Origin of the sequence: Bacillus mobilis (genome assembly GCF_001884045.1) — a bacterium.
Classification (GTDB): Bacteria; Bacillota; Bacilli; order Bacillales; family Bacillaceae_G; genus Bacillus_A; species Bacillus_A mobilis.
Genome location: NZ_MACF01000104.1, coordinates 45,597 through 65,005, shown reverse-complemented (window position 1 = coordinate 65,005; position 19,409 = coordinate 45,597). Strand labels below are relative to the sequence as shown.

Genomic DNA, 19,409 nt, shown 5'->3' with positions numbered 1-19,409 from the left:
TTCTCTAACACGTTCGGTTCTTCTGTCACCTTTGGCTCTTCCGGTTTTTCTTCTTTTATTTCTTCTGTCGTTTCTTCTTTAGTTTCTTCTTCTTTTGGTGTTACTAAAATTTCCGGCTTCTCTTTCACCTCTGGTTTCTCTAACACGTTCGGTTCTTCTGTCACCTTTGGCTCTTCCGGTTTGGCTGGATCTTCTAGCTCTTTTATTGTTTCTTCTTTATTTTGTTCTTCTTCTGGTGTTACCCAAATTTCCGGTTTTTCTGTTACTTCTGGATTCTCAAGCTCTTTCGGCTCTTCTGTCACATTTGGTTCTTGTGGTTCACTTGGGGCTTCCCATTCTTCTAATGTTTCTTCTTTCATTTGTTCTTCTGTTTCGGTTGCTTCTTGTATCTTTATATTTGTAATATCATATCCGTTAACTTTCGATTGATATCCTGATACTGGTTGTTCTTTTATTTCATACGTATAAGCTTTTCCTTCATTATCAACTGCTGGTAATTTTTCAAACTCATATTTCCAGCCATTCGCTGACGTAACTTCTTTCGTTGCGATGACTTTACCGTTTTGTAGTAAATCTACTTTAATCGTTTTTGGGCGATCGTTTACTTTATCGCCTTCCCACGTTTTCGTTCCTGTAACAGATGTAGTTTTTAACTTGTTTGGAATCATAAGTTTAATTCCGTTTACAGCATCCCGCTTAATTGTAAAAGAAATTTTTGCTTTCGGATCAAACTCTACGTAGTTCGGAGCAGCGATTTCTTGCACATAGTAATTACCTGGAGCAAGGTTTGGCGCTTCGACTATTCCATCTTGATTCGTTGTATAAGAATCACCAATTTGCTGTCCTGACTCTGTAAATAATTTAAAAGAAACACCTGGGATCACTTCCCCTTCGTTTCCTTCAATATGCTTTACAATTTGCAGCGTTCCTTTTGCAGGTAAATCCCCTTCAGCTTCGCCACCGAATGATATATTTTTAACCTTTACGCTATTCGATTCAGAAGTAGGTTTCTCATATAAAATTTGATAATCAAGTTTATAGTCATTTTGTAGAAATTCTAATTTCTTTCCACTCTCAGTTATAGTTGATGTATAAGCAACGGTAAATGAATTAGCGCTCCCCATATGTCTATAAACTACAACTTCAAATGAGTTATCGCTAGTAAACTTAATATATCCATAGCCTCGCTGTTGAAATTGCTCAAGAGACAAATATTCTCTATTATTAATCGTTATATAGAAACTACCTGTATTAAGCGTTTGTCCTTCTTGTAACGTATCTTTCAAAACGATATTGTCATGTAAATGTTGTTTCTTTAAATTAATATTTAAAAACCAACGTACTTCATTACTTTTGTCTGGCTGAATATCACCAGATTTATAGAAAAAGATTCCCGGCTCTTTACCGTCCCCTTTTGGATGAGTAATGCTAACCGTTTGTTTTTCTAAATTTGTTCCTAAATTTGTTTGTACATCTTTCGTTTTTCCTGCTTCTACATTCGTAGCTTGAACGGTGAAATTAAATTTCCCTCTAATATTCTCAAGCTTCTCTACTGTATCATTAAATGTACAAACTACATTATTTCCATTAATTTGGCACGTACCAAAAACACGCCCTGACTCATCCTTTAATGCAATTGTGCCACTAAAACCCTTTAATTCTGGAGGAAGTGCTAACGTTAATGTATCCCCGGACTTCATCTCTTTTCCAGGCTTTTCACTAAACTCTACACGTATGCTAGTCTGTTCTCCATAATTTAACGTTGTTTTTTCGATTACAAAACTATCAACAAATCCTGCTGTGTTTAATTCTTGAGCATGACCTATGATAGGTGTAAAAACTTGTCCAATGATAACAGTAAAAATAAAACAAATTACAGATATTCTTTTTAAATATGTACTCATAAAACCTCCAATATTAATTGTTAAACTTTTAACCATGAAATCCATTCCACCCAAAATACCCCTTATACTAAGGGGTTACAGACTAAAGATTATTTGCAGCATCAAACCATCGTTAGTTCTACAACATAAAGTAATAAAAAGCACAATTCATTCACTATATTGTGTTCATTCCTACTTTTTTCGGGCAGCCAACAATAAATACTAGTCCTAATAAAAATGCATTACAAGACTGTTCATTTACATATTAATTTGTTACTATATTCATGCTACCAAAATATACTAAATGACCACTTTATCCATACGGTCATCTGATGACTGACTTTCTTTATCTTTTAGCAATAATTCTCCTCTAATACCTTTATTCCATTCTTACTACATTTATTATTTTAACATCTAAAAAATACACCTAAAAAAATCATAAAACCCTTATACAAAGCGGTATATATGCATTTACAATCAAACTGCAATACTCCAAAAAATATTTTTACATAATAATAAAAGAGAATTTCAATAGAAGAAATACACCATTTTTTTAATCGTTTTCAAAAAAATAAAGCTATCTTTTCTTATGAAAAAAGTTAGCTTTATTTGTATAGACGACTGCTCTACTCCCTATTGTTTCGCACCTTTCAACGACTCTCTCAGGACAAATTTTTGTAATTTCCCACTCGCATTACGAGGCAGTTCATCCACAAATAAGTAATGACGTGGACGTTTATAATCTGCTAGTTCATCACTCTCTTTACAATATATTTCCAAATCTTCTTCTGTAATCGCTTCATCTTTCTTTACAACAACAGCTACAACGCGTTCTCCCCATAATTCATCTGGCTCACCAAGCACCGCAACATCTAATACACCAGGATGACTATGAAGGAAATCTTCAATTTCACGTGGATAAATATTAACGCCTCCGCTAATTACCATATCATCCACACGATCTGCGACGAATAAATAGCCATCTTTATCGAAATAACCTAAATCACCAGAGTGATACCATCCTTTATACATCGATTTTGCATTTGCTTCTTCTCGGTTATGATAACCAGCCATCATAGTTGGGCCGCGCAAAATAATCTCCCCAACTTCATAAGGAGGCAATACATCATCTGGCTCTGCTGGTGCATCATCGTTTGGTTTTACGATGCGGATTTCATGACTAAAGCATGGTGTTCCCGCTGAACCTGCTTTCGTAATTTGATCTTCTTCTACGAGAAACGCAACAACTGGTCCCATTTCTGTCATTCCGTAAATTTGGACAAGATCGATATAAAGACGTTCTTTACATTCTTTCACTAGCGCTGGAGCCATCGCTGCTCCTCCATAAACACCAATCTTCATCGAAGTTAAATCGTACTGTGTTAAATCTTTTTGCAGTAACATATTCCACATCGTCGGTGCTGCAAAAAACGTCGTAATCTTCTCTTCTTGAATCGTATGTAATACTCTATCTGTATCAAAGTGATGTAAAATCACATTCTTTCCACCAACTTGAATGCGCGGAATAATCCCAGCATTTAACTCGCCGCAATGATATAAAGGTGCTACAACAAGTCCAGCACTATCTCTATTATATTTTATGAAATACGTACAAATCATACTATGCTCAGTCATTTCTCGATGGCGATGTAGTACGCCTTTCGGATGACCAGTCGTACCGCTCGTATATAACATAGAACAATAATCCATTTCATCGACTTCAATATTTACTTTTTCAGCTGATGCTTCATTTACTTTTTCATGGTAAGAACTCGCATAGGAAGGTGTATCGTCTTCTACATACCAAAAAGACGAATTTGGAAAATCTCGTTCAATGATAGCAACAGTTGATTCAACTGCTTTTTCAAAAACTACTACTTTCGAGGCTGCATCTTGAAGGATATACGATAATTCTTTTGCTTTTAAACGGAAGTTAATCGGGTTAAAGATTGCCCCAATTTTCGCACAGGCTAAGTAAACGTTTACAAATTCACGGCAATTATATAAGTAAACAGATACAGTATCTCCCTTTCTTACCCCTTCTTTCAACAGAGCTTGCGCCGTTTTATTTATTTGCTCATCCCACTGTTTATATGTCCAGCGAATATTCTTTTCCGGCTCTACTAACGCCTCTTTATTCGGGTACTTACCAACTGCTAAATCGAATATTCTCCCTATCGTCATGTACATGCCAACAATTTCCCCCTTTTCTCTTTCATAAATCTATCATTTCGTCCATAAGTAGACATTGTCCTCTAATGATTTGACTAATTTTTCTGATTATTATCGACATAGTTTTACAAACAGTGCCGTTTATCAGTAAGTGAAATTATATCGGCGGTTTTCCGAATATATCGACCACAACTTGAAATATATCAGCGATTTTTAAAATATATCGACCACAACTCAATTTATATCAGCGATTTTTCGAATATATCGACTTACCGACAAAAACTGACATGATACAGCGCAACTTGAATCAGCCCACAAATAATGAAATAAAAAAGAGGCTATTCCAAATCGGAACAACCTCTTTCTTCTTATACAAATAGCTCTTCTAAAATTTTCAGTTTGTCTTCTGTATATTTTACGAAGCCATCGTTATATGATTTTGGATCTTTCGGATTTGCGAAGTGCGTAATTGCACCTGTCTTCGGATGAACAAATTTACTTGATGCACCACAGCCAAGTCCGATAATTGATTGAACTTCTTCCATAATAACAATGTTATAAATGCTTTCTTGCGTCGGCATTGCATAACCAACGTTCTCTAAGTTACCTAAAATATTCTTTTGACGATATAGGTAATATGGTACGTAATTATGCTTTTGCGTCCACTCTTCTGCTTCGTGCATCATCGCTGTAATTTCTTCGCGACCAGCTACTTTATATTTACGTTTGTTTTGCGTCATTTCAGAAGCACGTTTAAATGATAACGTATGAACTGTTAATGATTCTGGCATTAACTTTTCTGTTTCATCTAACGTATGCTTGAAGATATCTAGCCCTTCACCAGGAAGACCAATAATTAAGTCCATATTAATATTGTTCATTCCCATTTCACGAGCTAAGTGATACTTCTCAATTGTTTCTTCTACAGTATGATGACGCCCAATTGCTTTTAATGTCTCTTGATGGTATGACTGCGGATTAATACTAATACGGTCAATATTCCATTTATTTAACACTTCTAATTTAGCTGGCGTAATTGTATCGGGGCGACCTGCCTCAACTGTTACTTCACGCACATTTTTTACATCTGGGAACGCTTCATACATTTCTTCATACAGCATATCCATCTCTTCTGCTGTAATACTTGTCGGTGTACCGCCGCCGTAATAAATCGTCGTAACTGTTACACCTTTTTCTTTTAAAAACTTACCAATTTCACGAACTTCATAATGTAAACCACCTAAGAATGAATCAACAGATCCTTGGCGTCCGTTAATTGCATAAGCCGGGAATGTACAATATGCACATTTTGTTGGGCAGAATGGAATACCGATATAAATACTTACTTCCTCTTTCAAACGGTATAAATCTGGAACTACCGCTAATTGGCAATCCACAATACGCTGAAGAAGTTCAATTTTCTCTTCATGAATTAAATAGCTTTCACGAAGTTCTTGATGCGCTTCTTCTTTTGACATACCACTTTGAAGCATTTTATGAAGAAGTTTTGTCGGACGAACTCCTGTTAAAATGCCCCAGCTTTGTTCAAGACCAGTTAACTGCTGAAGAACAGAAAGATATACATAAGAAACAACGTGCTTCACTTGCTTCATACGCTCTTTTTCATCTGTGAAAGCAGATAAATCTTTTGCGAATGTTTCTTCATACACATTTCCAGTAGCAACATCTGTTAAACGAGCAGATGCTTTTACATTCTCTTCAATGTGTATATCAACGATAAGATTTGCTTCCTCTTTCTCAAATCCAATCGTACTATCTTCAAAAAATAAGCCGCCAATATTTTGCAGCGGACGTAAAAAACGATCATCTTGTAACGTTTTAATTGAAATTAACAACATTATCACCTTTTCATTTGCAAACTCTCTTTAGTTTACTTGAAGGGCGTTTGTAGGTCAATACAGAAGGTTTTACCTTATTTCTATATCCTATTTAAAACAAACTGAATATTGGTTTTTCACGAACTTTTCCTAGTTGTATAGACATTAGAATATACTCTTGTTACAATCTAGAACGTATTAGTACTTGCTACTAATTTATATACACCTAAAGGAGGACTGTTAACACGACATAGATACTATAACGTGTTAAAAAACAACTATGAAAAAAAGGCTTTACAACATTTTAGCACTATCTTTGGCATCACAAGTATTTATAGCACCTACCCATTCATTCGCAGAAAATATAGAGAAAACTGCGGAATTATCTATTGATGAACAAGCTTTAAAAAGCATTGAAGAACATGCAAAGCAGCATAGACATGACGAAGAAAACGACCTTGAAATCTCGGGCGAATATCTTCTCCACTTATCAACAAAACTTCCACTATACGATGCAAACGACTTACAAACCAAAACAAATATTGAAATTACTGAACCAATAGTAAAGGCAACGAAGAAAAAAGGTAATGCATATTACGTACAAACCACATCCGGTTCTGGTTGGGTTAATGAGGACAATAATAGTTTAGAAGTACAAGAGATTCATAAACTCTCGGGGCAAAAACTAATTGTGAAAGACAAAACATCAATATATTCATTCCCTTTCCAATCGTTTAAAGAAGCAACGGCATTACAGCCACAAACAGTAGCTCCTACTGAACAAGCTGGGAATTGGTTTAAAATTCAAATGAACGGAACTGAGAAATGGATTTATGCTCCTTCAGCTACATTTGAAAGTACGAAAGCATCATTATTTGAAAAAACAGATTCTATCGAAAAAAGAAGCGCAACTTTCTTCAAAACACCATCTAATTTGCCTACAAATAACGTTTATGGTGTTACATTTAAAGAAATGATCGTTCCAAAAGGGAATGAAAACATTCGTCCTGGCTACGCAATGGAACCGAAATACATTACAATTCATGAAACCGCTAATACAAGTAAAGGTGCTAACGCTTTAAATCATGCGAAGTACTTAGATAGCCAAGCCCGCGGAAATACTGATCGTTCAGCATCTTGGCATTTTACAGTAGATGACAAAGAAATTTATCAACATCTTCCATTAAATGAAGTTGGTTGGCATGCTGGAAATAAGACAGGAAACTATGAATCTATCGGAATTGAAATTGCTGTGAATAGTGATGGAAATTATGCGAAAGCGGTAGAAAACGCGCGCAAGTTAGCTGCTTATTTAATGAATGAATTAAACATATCTCTTGATCACGTTCAAAAACATCAATTTTGGAGCGGAAAAAACTGCCCTGCATTTATGATTCAACGCGGACAATGGGATGCTTTCTTAAAAGGTACGAATGCTTACTATAATGAAAATCGTAAAGATGTTATTCCGCCGCCAGAAGTCCCTCATGAAAAAGACGATATTACAGGTGGATGGTATGAACAAGATATTCGTCAGTTAGCAGCTAGAAAAATCATGTTCGGTGATGGAAATGGTTCTTACTGGCCAAACCGCCTTGTAACACGAGCTGAGTTTGCAAATTTAATGTCGAGAGCTTTAAAATTACCAGCTGGAAACGCTAAATTTACAGACTTAAACGAAGCACATACATCTTTAGTAGATGGAATTAATCGTGCTGCTAGCGCAGGTATCATTAGTGGCCGTGGAAATAATAAATTTGATCCAACCGCTACAATCACACGTGACGAAGCTGTTATTATGATTGACCGTGCTTTAGCATATAACTCGATTTATAGAAAAGAAATGAAATTACCATTCATTGACCAAGATTTAGCATACGATAAGAAGGCATTACAAAATGTTTATGCATACGGAATCGTAAAAGGGAACGAACGAAATGAATTCGTACCAAAAGGCACAACAACACGTGCTGAATCAGCCGCATTTTTAAATCGAATGCTTAAGGTTATTGAAGCTTAAAAAACAAAACTAAAAGGCATAAGAGATAACATTTCTCTTATGCCTTTTATAAAACTATTAACTATTTTTAATCATAAATCTAAGACGTATTCCTAATAAAACAAGAGCAAAACCAATGAATGGTAGATAATTCATATCATGTCCTGTGGCTGGAAGACGTTGCGCATGGGACGCACCTTGTTCTTTTTCTGGTAAGGTAGGTTTTCCTTTATCTACGTTTTCCATTCCTTCACCTGGTGTTTCTGTTTCTTCACCTGGCTTCTCTGTTTCTTCACCCGGTTTTTCTGTTTCTTCACCTGGCTTCTCTGTCTCTTCACCTGGTTTCTCTGTTTCTTCACCTGGTTTTTCTGTCTCTTCACCTGGTTTCTCTGTTTCTTCACCTGGCTTTTCTGTTTCTTCACCTGGCTTCTCTGTCTCTTCACCTGGTTTCTCTGTTTCTTCACCTGGCTTTTCTGTTTCTTCACCTGGTTTTTCTGTTTCTTCACCCGGCTTCTCTGTTTCTTCGTCTGGTTTCTCTGTTCCTTCACCTGGCTTCTCTGTCTCTTCGCCTGGTTTCTCTGTCTCTCCGCCCGGTTTCTCTGTTTCTTCACCTGGCTTCTCTGTCTCTTCGCCTGGTTTTTCTGTCTCTTCACCTGGCTTTTCTGTTTCTTCGCCTGGTTTTTCTGTTTCTTCACCTGGTTTTTCTGTTTCTTCACCTGGCTTTTCTGTTTCTTCACCTGGCTTTTCTGTTTCTTCACCTGGTTTCTCTGTTTCTTCACCTGGCTTTTCTGTTTCCTCGCCTGGCTTTTCTGTCTCTCCGCCCGGTTTCTCTGTTTCTTCACCTGGCTTCTCTGTCTCTTCGCCTGGTTTTTCTGTCTCTTCACCTGGTTTTTCTGTTTCTTCACCTGGTTTTTCTGTCTCTTCGCCTGGTTTTTCTGTCTCTTCACCTGGCTTTTCTGTCTCTTCACCTGGCTTTTCTATTTCTCCGCCTGGATTTTCTGGACCTTTACTTGGTTCTTTTTCATTCAATACTTCTCGTTTCGCTACTTTATTTGCTACAACGTTTACTTCTACTGTAACTTCTATCGCTTTGTAGCCTTCTGGCGCTTTCGTTTCTTCTAATGTATACTTACCTGGCACTAAGTTTTCGAATGTAACAACACCATCTTTATTTGTTGTTTTCGCCTCCCTAACTATTTGACCATTTTCGTTTTTTAGTCTAAATTCTGCGCCTTCTAGCACATTTCTGCTCTCAGCATCCTTTTTGACTACCTGTAAGCTTCCTAACTCTTTCACATTTTTAACTATTATCGGTACTACTTTGTTCTCTTCCACAGTAACTTCAATTTCTTCTTTTAGTAATTTATATCCCTTTGGTGCTTTCGTTTCTTTTACTGTATATTTACCTGATTCTAATTTCTTAGAGATTACTTTACCTGTTTTATCTGTTCGTAATGTATCTATCTGTTTACCATCTTTATACACTTCAAATTCTGCATCTGGTAATAATTTTGTTTCATCACTTGCGTCTACTTTTACAATTTCAAATTGACCTGTTACTTTTTCACCTGATGGCTTATTCCATTTCGGCCAATTAAATTTAAAGTTATGAACCTCAAAGCCATCTCTTTGGTGTAATCCACCAAGAAAGACTTGTCCGTTAATTGAACCACCCTTTGTATCTACAACTGCATTTGGAGCAAATACACTTCCTATTACACCATATCCCTTTGTTGATATTTTGGTAGCATTCGGAAACACCCAAATGACTTTACTAGCTAATTCCGTAAAAGGTGAATCAGGAACATATTGATGCGATGTATCAATTAGGTCTGTTGCCATACCAGTGTTTTTTGTATCATACAAAATTGCACCGCTACCAAAAATTACTTCTTCTGCATCTGAATAAATAACAATAAAATCTTTATTGTCTACATTCGGAAGAAAAACGTCTTTTACATCAAATGTTTTCTTTCCGGTTTGGCCTGAAGAGACATAAATATTAGGTTTTTTTACATCTTCACCAATCCCAAAACTCATATTAAGTTTTGGTTTATCAGTATGTAATTGGCCCGCATCCTCAATTACACTATCAACGTCTTTTCTAAACTCTTTAAATTTAGCATTAATCTCCGCTTGCTCTTTATAAGAAATACGGTCATATGATGACTTCATTGCACCTTCTGGGTCACCATCTTTTGTCATCGCCACTGTTCCATCTTGGATAATTACTTGTCCTGTTCCCGCTTTCGTAAATTGACCACCTAATAATAATGACGGATATCCTTCATCTACCCATGGCGCTCCAGCTATGTTCCATTCTCCAAATGCAGCTGCTAAAACTGTATAACTCGATGCATTCATATTTTTTTGAACAGCCATCGCACCCTCAATATCCGCACTCGTTGCACTATGATCTCCAAAAATGATTGCATTGTAATAAGATACATCACCTAAACCTTTTAATTCTGGTGTAGCTGCCTCTGCTTTATTTGGTAAATGGATTAGAAAATTCATACATACTAGTAACACGACTATAAAACTACTACTTAATTTTTTTATTTTTTGATTAAATGATTTCTTCAAAAAATTCATTCCCCCTTTTAAATTTCCTAAAACTACAAAAAGAAGTACATTTCATATGTACCAAGCCTTACTCACATTAACTTAAAATAATCCATTTAAATAAAACAAAGACACTCTACAACTAATTAATAAGATTACTACAATTCATTTTTGAAATACTACGTGAACGAAACTATCATGCGGAAATATTTTTACGTATAGGAGCTCAATAAAATTAACCTGAAGAATATTTCATGTGGTGTAACTATTTTGGCAACATCATCCACTTTACAACAGTTTTCTAAAGGATTCAAGTAAATTGTATAGATTTCAGACACAATTCGTTTTCGTGAAACGCTTTCATTCCTAAAATAAAACGAATAAAAAACGTAGCCAAAAAGCTACGTTTTTCTTTCATCATTTCGGTGTATTTTTATGATTCTTCAAAAACGGAAGCGGGAATTGCTTACGGAAATGCTCTTTAATCATGTACTCTACACCGTTCTCACTATTTGAACGTGTAATCCAGTCAGCTGCTTGCTTTAATTCTACAGGCGAGTTCCCCATCGCTACACCGAGCCCTACATTTTCAATTACTTCTAGATCTTCTAAACTATCTCCAATCGCAACCATTTCATTTAGCGAAATATTTAAATGCTCTCCAAGCAATTGTAATCCACGTAATTTTGATACATTTTGCGGCAAAATTTCTATTCGTTTTGAATCACACTCTACATACTCTACATCTTGGAATGCTTTTCGTAATGTATTTAGCCCTCGTTCTTTTTCACCTTTACTTTGGAAAATAACATCAATTTTTGGTGCCGCTACTGGATGATCACGAAGCGCATCACCTAACGAGTCTACAAACTGAACCGGATAAAATAACGGATCTGCGCTTGATAATACAGTACGAGCAATTAAGTTTGGTGTATTTCTCTCACGATTTCCGATTGAAAACCGTTCATGAGAAATGCGGACGTTACAATCGAAGTGCTCTAACACTTGCACAATGTTAAACGTCTTCTCTTCCGATAATCTTCTTTGAACATACGGCTTATCTAACGTCGCTGAAACGAAAGCACCGCCATGTGTTACTAATATAGAATCTAATTTTAACGCCTTTGCTACCTTATAAGCGGATTGAAAATTACGGCTCGTAAATAATGTAACGTATACATCTTTTCTTTTCACAAATTCAATCGTTTCTCGTAATCCTTTTGCAATTTTTCCGTTGTTGTATAGTAGTGTCCCATCTATATTAAGAGCTAGTAAGCGATAAATCATGTCGCACTCCCCCTCTTCGCTGTTGTACTCTATCCATAATTTATGAAATAAATGTAGTAAATAGAACGAGTTAGAATTACTACTGAAAATTTGGTTTACTATATACATATACACTCAGTAAAGGAGATAGTACAATGCAAGCACCTCCTTCCTTTTATGAAGGCGATACGTTAGAAGTCGCAAAGAAATTACTCGGACAAAAACTTGTACATATTGTAGACGGAATAAAGCGAAGCGGAATCATTGTAGAAGTAGAAGCATATAAAGGTCCCGATGATAAGGCCGCACATAGTTACGGCGGGCGACGAACGGATCGCACAGAAGTCATGTTTGGCGCACCTGGACATGCTTACGTATATTTAATTTACGGTATGTATCATTGTTTTAACGTCATTACAGCACCAGTTGGCACCCCGCAAGGCGTTCTCATTCGAGCCCTTGAACCAGTAGACGGAATAGAAGAAATAAAATTAGCGCGCTACAACAAAACAGACGTTACGAAGGCACAATATAAAAATTTAACGAACGGCCCTGGCAAACTATGCCGTGCGCTCGGAATTACTTTAGAAGAACGAGGTGTATCCTTACAAAGCGACACACTACATATTGAACTCGTTCCAGAAGAAGAACACATATCATCACAGTATAAAATAACAGCAGGACCTCGTATTAACATCGACTATGCAGAAGAAGCTGTACATTATCCGTGGCGTTTTTATTATGAGGGGCATCCGTTTGTTTCAAAGAAATAAACAATACTAACGACACAGCAAATAAAAGAAGACTGTTCCACAATGGAACAGTCTCTCCCTTTTTACTCCGCACCTTCCGCAGTCGCAATATTATCCTCTAAGTTTTCTCTTGATAATTCAGCCGTCATAAAGTCAGCTGTTTCTGGAAGCGCTAAATGCATATGAGCTTTTTGGCAAATTTGGATCGTACAGTTTTCAACAACATAATCGAAAACATGTCCGCCTCCGCTTCTTGCATCGTCAATGTAATGTAAGTGGAAACCAGCTACACCAATACCTTGCGCATAATCTGGTGTCCAAAATCCAGCAAGCGTACCTTCTGTATGTTTAAATGAAAAAATCGGCTGAGATTTCGTCACTTCAACAAGTGGTGTATACGGTTTTTCTTGTCTTGGAACAGTTCTCGTTCTTACTTCACGGAACGTACCATCCATTCGAATAGCGTAAAATAAGTTTTTACTTGGCATTAATTCATGTAATAAAGCTTCCACTTCTTCACGATTCATCGGGTGCTCTACTGTATAACTCATTTCTTTTTCAAAAAACGTTACCGTCGCAAACGGTGTTGTTTCTTCTGGTTCTACTTTTTCTGCTGAACCATCTGAACGTAAATGATAAAATTCGTTATCAAATGCAATCATTTCACCATCTAATTGATCAAATGTGCCGATGCCGAAATCACCACGTTCTTTCAATTCCTCAAAGCTAATCACACCATCATATATACCATCTAATAGCGCAAGCATTGTAGATGTTTGATATACTTCATTACTCGTTTTCGTTCTTTTTGCATCAATATCGATTAATTGCGCAACAGTCATCTCAAATCTGCCTCCATTAGTTTAATTGGTTTGGTAATAATTTTTCGCTTAATTTAATGTTATCACGGTAATCGATTGGAATATCAATGATGACAGGGCCGTCTGCTGCTAGTGCTTCTTTTAATACACCTTCTAATTCATCAGGCTTGTTAACACGAAGACCTAACGCCCCGAAACTTTCCGCATATTTCACAAGATCAACATCGCCAAACTCTGTAGCTGATGTTCTGCCATATTTCATCATTTGTTGGAATGCAACCATATCATATGTGCCGTCTCTCCAAACAAGATGGACGATTGGAGAATTTAAACGTACCGCCGTTTCTAACTCCATTGCTGAGAATAAGAAACCACCATCACCTGATACGGAAACTACTTTTTTACCTGGTTCTACTAAAGTAGCGGCGATTGCCCAAGGAAGTGCAACACCTAACGTTTGCATACCGTTACTAAATAATAATCTACGTGGTTCATAAGAACGGAAACATCTCGCCATCCAAATAGAATGGGAACCGATGTCACATGTAACAGTTGTATCGTCACTAATTAAAGAACGAAGTGTACGAATGACTTGAAGTGGATGCGTAACACCTTCTGAAGCACGATTTGGAACTTCTGCTTGTTCTGATAATTTCGCGCGTAATCGTTCTAACACTGCTTCTGATTTCGTACTTAACACAAGTTTCGGTAATTTTTCTGCGATTCTATTTACTGTTAAGGCAATATCACCAATTAATTCGCGTTCTGGTTGGTAATCATGGTCGATATCTGCTTGATGGTCATCAAGATGAATAATCGTTCTGTCCCCAAGCTTATTCCAGAATTTCGGATCATACTCAATTGGGTCATAACCGATCGAAATAACGAGGTCTGCTTCTTCTAATAAAATATCACCTGGTTGGTTACGGAATAATCCAACGCGACCGAAGAAATGATCTTCTAACTCACGCGAAATTGCACCAGCTGCTTGATATGTTTCAACGACAGGAAGTTCTGTATCTGCAATTAATTCACGAACAGCTTTCGTCACTTCATTTGTGCTCGCTCTCATACCGAGTAAAATAACCGGTAATTTCGCTGACTTTATTTTTTCTACTACATATGTAATTTCATGTGTGGGAGCGATTCCAAGCTGTGGCTTAGAAAGCGCACCGATAGACTCTACAGTCGTTTCCGCAGTCATAACGTCTTGCGGAAGACTTACTAAAGTAGCTCCTGGATTTGTGGAAGTCGCACTTCGGAATGCATTACTTAATGCTTCTGGCACATTATCAGGATGCTCTACTTCTACGCTATATTTTGTGATTGGTTCGAATAGTGCAGCATTATCCATAGATTGATGCGTACGTTTTAATCGATCTGTACGCGGAACTGCACCAGCTAAAGCAACAACGGGATCACTCTCCGCATTCGCAGTAACAAGACCTGTCGCTAAATTTGATGTCCCTGGTCCTGAAGTTACAAGACATACGCCCGGTTTCCCTGTTAATCTACCAATAGCAGCTGCCATAAATGCTGCGTTTTGTTCATGACGACAAACAATTAACTCTGGTCCTCTTTCTTGCAGTACATCAAATACAGAGTCAATTTTCGCTCCTGGAATACCGAAAACATGTGTAACACCTTGTTTAATTAAACAATCAACAACAAGATCTGCTCCTTTTGTTTTTGTCTTCACGTCGTTTGCTTTTACACCTGTACTCAAACTAATCATTCCTTTATTTCATAATGTGTGTAATAAAGATTTTTTAATTTCACCTAGTTAATTAATGTGGTGAAGTATTGTTTATTATTATAGTACAAATGCATTATTTTTCCAACAATATGAATTTGACAGTTTTTTGACAACCATTAGAGAATACGCTTACAACCTTTGCTTATCCTAAAATAATATTTTTATATCTCCTCTAAAAATATACGGAAAACTTTTATCTCATCACAGTATTAAAAACTTCACAGTACCTTGCAAAGAACACTAGTAAATGATATATTTGTAAATATTGGAATACCCATTAATTGGAACACGCTTTGTATTTCGTATCCTCCCTTTCAAAAATAGGATTCTCAGCTTTCATTCATCATTTTATAAAGGAAGTGATTGTTATGAACAAAAATGAATTTTTGGAACAACTTCATTCTTCCCTACGGAATATGCCTAATGTAGAAAAGAAAGATATTATTTCGGAGTATGAAACTCATTTTATCAGTGGTAAACAAGATGGAAAATGCGAAGAAGAAATTTCTAGAAAACTAGGAAACCCTAAAACGATCGCGAAAGAACTTACTGTTTCCTATGCAGTAAGCAATGCTGATAATAAACGAAGCTTTAAAAATATGATAACCGCACTATTTTCTGTTATGAGCTTAAGTGTTTTAAACTTTGCCTTTATCATTATCGCCTTTTTCGTACTACTCTTTTTATTACCGATTCTTCTAGCACTTATCATTGCCACTCCATTATTAATCATCTCACCTATTTTATTAATAGGGTTAGGATTCTTTAAAGGGTTTCATCAAATTAGCTATTCCGATGTTTATAATGTGTTCATCGCTTTTTGCAGCGGTTTACTCATATCTGTCATATGTTATCAAATGATAAAACATCTATACGCAACTTTAGTTAAGTACTTGAAATGGAATATAGCTATTTTACAAAGACACTAATGCAAAAGGAGATTAAGATGAAAAAGTATATTTTATACCCACTCACGTTACTTACAATTTTATTTCTATCAGCTTGTTCAAACAGTGCACAACCTAAGGAAGAAAACGATGTACAATCTATTAAAGATGTTACGATAAAAATTCCAGAAACTATATTCACTTCCTCAAAAAAGAATGAAACGATTAATGAAGATGAAATGAAACAAAATATAAAAACGTATTTAGATTATAGCGGAGAGTTGGACGAAAACATCGTTCCACTTTCGTCAGCCATGTCTGACGAGGAAATCACGGAATCCGACCGGGAGAAACTACAACAACTAGTAGATTTAGCAAAACAAAATGATGCGAACTTCCATGATTTTATTAGTAACAATACGATCCCTGATGATTACAAAAAACCTTCGAAAGAAATGTACGAATTCATTTCAGCATCTACAACACTTTCAGTAGAACTAGAGCAAGAATTAGACAAACTCGCTCAAGATGGTAACTTATTCAAAACTGATTTTTCTTTTACAAAACGCTTTGAGCAAGTGAATGGTAGGAAGCAAAAAGAGATTGAAACGTTTTTGAAGGAAAAGAATATTGAGACGGAGTATTTCAGCAAGTGATAATATATATCATGCATTCCTCTTTAAAATAGTCATTAACATACGGCTATTTTAAAGAGGATTTTTTTATGTATAGGGATGCACTTCATCCGTTTTCCATAGAAAAAAGGCCCCCTTAAAGGAGGCCCTAACAAAACAAACAAAAAACAAACAACAAACTCCAAATAACAACAAATAGTAGATGATAAAATCACTATATTGACAAAGTATAGGATTTTTATCAATTGGAGTAACTCAACCCTAAGTTACTCTTTTACTACTCTCTTTTAACAACGATAAGTTGAAATAACAACAACTTAATACAGCAATTTTTTTACCGTGTCTTAAAATAATTGACTGTCTTTCAAACATTTTTTATATTGTTTATTACTAATTAGTATATACTTGAATACGACTACACACCCTAATACAAGGCAATATATTAAGTTGTTAGTCCTCGCGAGTTTTGGTTTGCCTTTAATTAAACTATAATACATGTTCCAATTTATTTCACCGAACGATTCCCACGTACGAACGCAATTTTTCTTTCGGTATCTCACAACAATAGATGTAACTAAAATACATAAAAGCCACCTTACACGTAAGATGGCTTTCAACAATTAACATTACATAAACCAGGGTACTCTTTACGCTATTTAACACTTATGAAATGGGTATAAAGAAAACAGATAACTAACAACTATGTGCTGAAAAATAATAACTGAGAATTAATACAATGGATAGCGTAAAGCATACTAAATAAATACTTAACTACAAACAAAAATTAAATTATTCATTTCCCTGTACGTATAGTATAAATAGCAATTGTCCTTTTTCCACCGAAAAACCTTATCGTTCAAACGCAATTGTTCTTCGTAAAATATGAAACAGAAAATAAAAAACACTGTTTTTAAGTAACAGTGTTTTTATGTACCCTCTCAAATTTATTACTTCTCATCCTCTTTTTTCTTTGTTCGTCTTCCCAACCAAAATACTACAGCTAATAATACAATCAGTAGTAAAACCCCTCCTATTATATAGTACAGAGTATAATCTTTTTTAGCTTCTACCGCTGTATCGTTTAACTTCTTTGCTTCTTTTCCTTCAATCGTAAATTTCTTCGTCCACTCCCACTTCTGATCCCCATCAGTTGCTTTCATTTCTAGACGGTATGTTCCTGGCTCTAAAGCTTTATTATCCCAGCTAATTGCATAATCAAAGTTAGAGTTCGGTGCCATGCGCAAATTCTCTTTTTTCGTTTCATGTAGTACATCTTTACCTTTTTCTGTATACACTTTTGCATCTACGCTTAAATCCTTTAACATTGCTGGTTTTATATTTTGTAAATTTGCTGTTACAACATTACGTGCATTCACTTGCCCTGGTTTTACTTCATTTAATTTCATATCAGGCTTTACTTCAGCATCCGTTTCTCTTAGGACAACACCAATGGCATATGCATATTTGTTTTCAATTTGTACTTCTTTTGCACTTTTCTTTTCTTTATCATTTTCTTTCTCTTTAAAATAAAGCCCACCTAAAATAACTCCATCAAATACTTCACTTGGCATTTCAATGTTTACATCTAATGTAACTGTACTTTTTGCAGGTATTTTCGTTTCTTTTTGCACTTTAGCAATTTTTGAAAATGGGATTTTAAGAGTAGAATCAAGTTGAGGGGCAATCACACTGTAATCAGTTATTCCATTACTATTTGTAATAGCTGTATTCGTATGAGTTTCTACAATTACCTCTTTATCTGTATCATTTTTCATTTGTACTTGAAGCGTTTGTTTTTGTCCTGGCTCCATCTTTAAATCAAAATACGTCTGATTCTTATCCACTTGATTCTCAGGTATTACTGCATTTACAGCGAATTTCATTTCTGCTGCATTTATCTGAAGGCTATATATGTTAAAAAGAAAAACAATAACTAGTAAACTACTTAATATTTTTTTCATACTAAATTCCTTTCCTATCCATAGTTTTAATAGACAAACGAAAGAGATAAAGATAGTAAATCTATCTTTATCTCCTTCTTAAAACGTTCCAAGTAAAACAATATTACATTGGAGCGTCTTTTAATTCCCAAGTTAGAGACGTTGTGTACTGTGCTTGTTCTTTTTTCGTTTTACCTGGTACACTTAACTCTACGCTCTTTTTGCCTTCTTCTACTGATTTACCGAAAGCATTTGTCCATGTTCCCATACCTTGCTCTTCTTGAGCTATCAAAACATCAGATGCTTGTCCTGGAACTAATGCAATATCTTGTGCAGCTGTTGGGGCATCACTACCTGAAGCTGAATTTGGCGTTCCATTTTTCAATGTCAATGCAGCTCCTGTTAATTCTTTATTATCAGCTGTTTTAAATTGATCATTTTGTGTTACTGATAGTTTCCATCCTGCATTTGTACCACGGTTATCTGTTACTTGTACAAAGTTTGGTACTTCTTTATTTCCATCTTGAGCTTTCACTTCATCTAATTTTGCAAAATAAATTTCATTATTACCAGAAGCTTTTTGTGTTTCAAAATTAAGATTTGATACATAGTCAATACTTAATGGGCCATCCGTTCCTTTTTCATGTGTATCATCTGGATTTCCCGGATCTACTACTGGTTCTACTGGTTCACCAGGATTAATTGGATCAGTTGGATCTACAGTTTCTGTATTTTTTTCAAATTTGATAAATGCTTTCGAATTTAATGTTCCACCATCTTGTTCTGCTGCAAATGCTGATGTTCCTCCCGCTAATGCTGTTAATGATACCGCACCCGCTAACGCTAATTTTGTTAATTTCATGATTCTTTCTCCTTTTCTACTTTCTATATTTTC

General features: G+C 35.8%; 13 protein-coding genes. 4 read left to right on the top strand and 9 right to left on the bottom strand.

From position 1 onward, the window contains the following. The 3 genes from BAQ44_RS17820 to BAQ44_RS17805 all read right to left on the bottom strand — a co-directional run. Positions 1-1,904 (bottom strand): Cna B-type domain-containing protein (locus tag BAQ44_RS17820; RefSeq protein ID WP_071722703.1); only part of this gene is annotated, 1,904 nt, incomplete at its 3' end. A gap of 612 nt (positions 1,905-2,516) precedes the next feature. After that, entirely contained in the window at positions 2,517-4,073 is a 1,557-nt protein-coding gene (locus BAQ44_RS17815) for a fatty acid--CoA ligase (protein WP_071722702.1), read from the bottom strand. 350 nt (positions 4,074-4,423) lie between these two features. Then, positions 4,424-5,914 carry a coproporphyrinogen III oxidase gene (locus tag BAQ44_RS17805; RefSeq protein ID WP_063263540.1) on the bottom strand — a complete coding sequence of 497 codons (1,491 nt, stop codon included), beginning with the start codon at positions 5,912-5,914 and terminating at the stop codon, positions 4,424-4,426. A 259-nt stretch (positions 5,915-6,173) separates the two neighbouring features. Between BAQ44_RS17805 and BAQ44_RS30410 the strand changes: the two genes are divergently transcribed. Then, positions 6,174-7,913 (top strand): N-acetylmuramoyl-L-alanine amidase, encoded by a 1,740-nt coding sequence (locus BAQ44_RS30410; RefSeq protein ID WP_071722700.1) that lies wholly within the window; start codon positions 6,174-6,176, stop codon positions 7,911-7,913. Positions 7,914-7,970: 57 nt separating this feature from the next. Here the strand turns inward: BAQ44_RS30410 and BAQ44_RS17795 are convergent, their stop codons facing one another. Both BAQ44_RS17795 and BAQ44_RS17790 read right to left on the bottom strand, forming a co-directional pair. Next, the gene (locus tag BAQ44_RS17795) at positions 7,971-10,478 is read right to left on the bottom strand and encodes a SpaA isopeptide-forming pilin-related protein (protein ID WP_071722698.1); all 2,508 of its coding nucleotides are present in this window, start codon (positions 10,476-10,478) and stop codon (positions 7,971-7,973) included. Between the two features lie 396 nt (positions 10,479-10,874). Beyond that, positions 10,875-11,744 carry a Cof-type HAD-IIB family hydrolase gene (locus BAQ44_RS17790; RefSeq protein WP_071722696.1) on the bottom strand — a complete coding sequence of 290 codons (870 nt, stop codon included), beginning with the start codon at positions 11,742-11,744 and terminating at the stop codon, positions 10,875-10,877. Positions 11,745-11,878: 134 nt separating this feature from the next. Here BAQ44_RS17790 and BAQ44_RS17785 point away from each other — a divergent pair, with 134 nt between their 5' ends. After that, entirely contained in the window at positions 11,879-12,496 is a 618-nt protein-coding gene (locus BAQ44_RS17785) for a DNA-3-methyladenine glycosylase (RefSeq protein ID WP_071722694.1), read from the top strand. Between the two features lie 62 nt (positions 12,497-12,558). Here the strand turns inward: BAQ44_RS17785 and alsD are convergent, their stop codons facing one another. Continuing rightward, on the bottom strand, positions 12,559-13,317 hold the full coding sequence (alsD, locus tag BAQ44_RS17780) for an alpha-acetolactate decarboxylase (protein WP_071722692.1): 759 nt from the start codon (positions 13,315-13,317) through the stop codon (positions 12,559-12,561). 16 nt (positions 13,318-13,333) lie between these two features. Beyond that, the gene (gene alsS, locus BAQ44_RS17775; protein ID WP_071722690.1) at positions 13,334-15,022 is read right to left on the bottom strand and encodes an acetolactate synthase AlsS; all 1,689 of its coding nucleotides are present in this window, start codon (positions 15,020-15,022) and stop codon (positions 13,334-13,336) included. Positions 15,023-15,420: 398 nt separating this feature from the next. On the opposite strand from alsS, the gene BAQ44_RS17770 reads away from it, so the two are divergent. Further along, positions 15,421-15,981, top strand: coding sequence for an HAAS signaling domain-containing protein (locus BAQ44_RS17770; RefSeq protein ID WP_071722688.1), 561 nt, complete (start codon positions 15,421-15,423; stop codon positions 15,979-15,981). A 17-nt stretch (positions 15,982-15,998) separates the two neighbouring features. Then, entirely contained in the window at positions 15,999-16,595 is a 597-nt protein-coding gene (locus BAQ44_RS17765; RefSeq protein WP_071722684.1) for an NDxxF motif lipoprotein, read from the top strand. A gap of 926 nt (positions 16,596-17,521) precedes the next feature. On the opposite strand, the gene BAQ44_RS17760 is transcribed toward BAQ44_RS17765, so the two are convergent. After that, positions 17,522-18,535: a WxLIP family cell surface protein gene (locus tag BAQ44_RS17760; protein ID WP_071722681.1), complete on the bottom strand. Its 1,014-nt coding sequence runs from the start codon at positions 18,533-18,535 to the stop codon at positions 17,522-17,524. Positions 18,536-18,638: 103 nt separating this feature from the next. Next, complete coding sequence (locus tag BAQ44_RS17755; protein WP_071722679.1) at positions 18,639-19,376, bottom strand: WxL domain-containing protein; 738 nt, start codon at positions 19,374-19,376, stop codon at positions 18,639-18,641. Between the last annotated feature and the right edge of the window lie 33 nt (positions 19,377-19,409).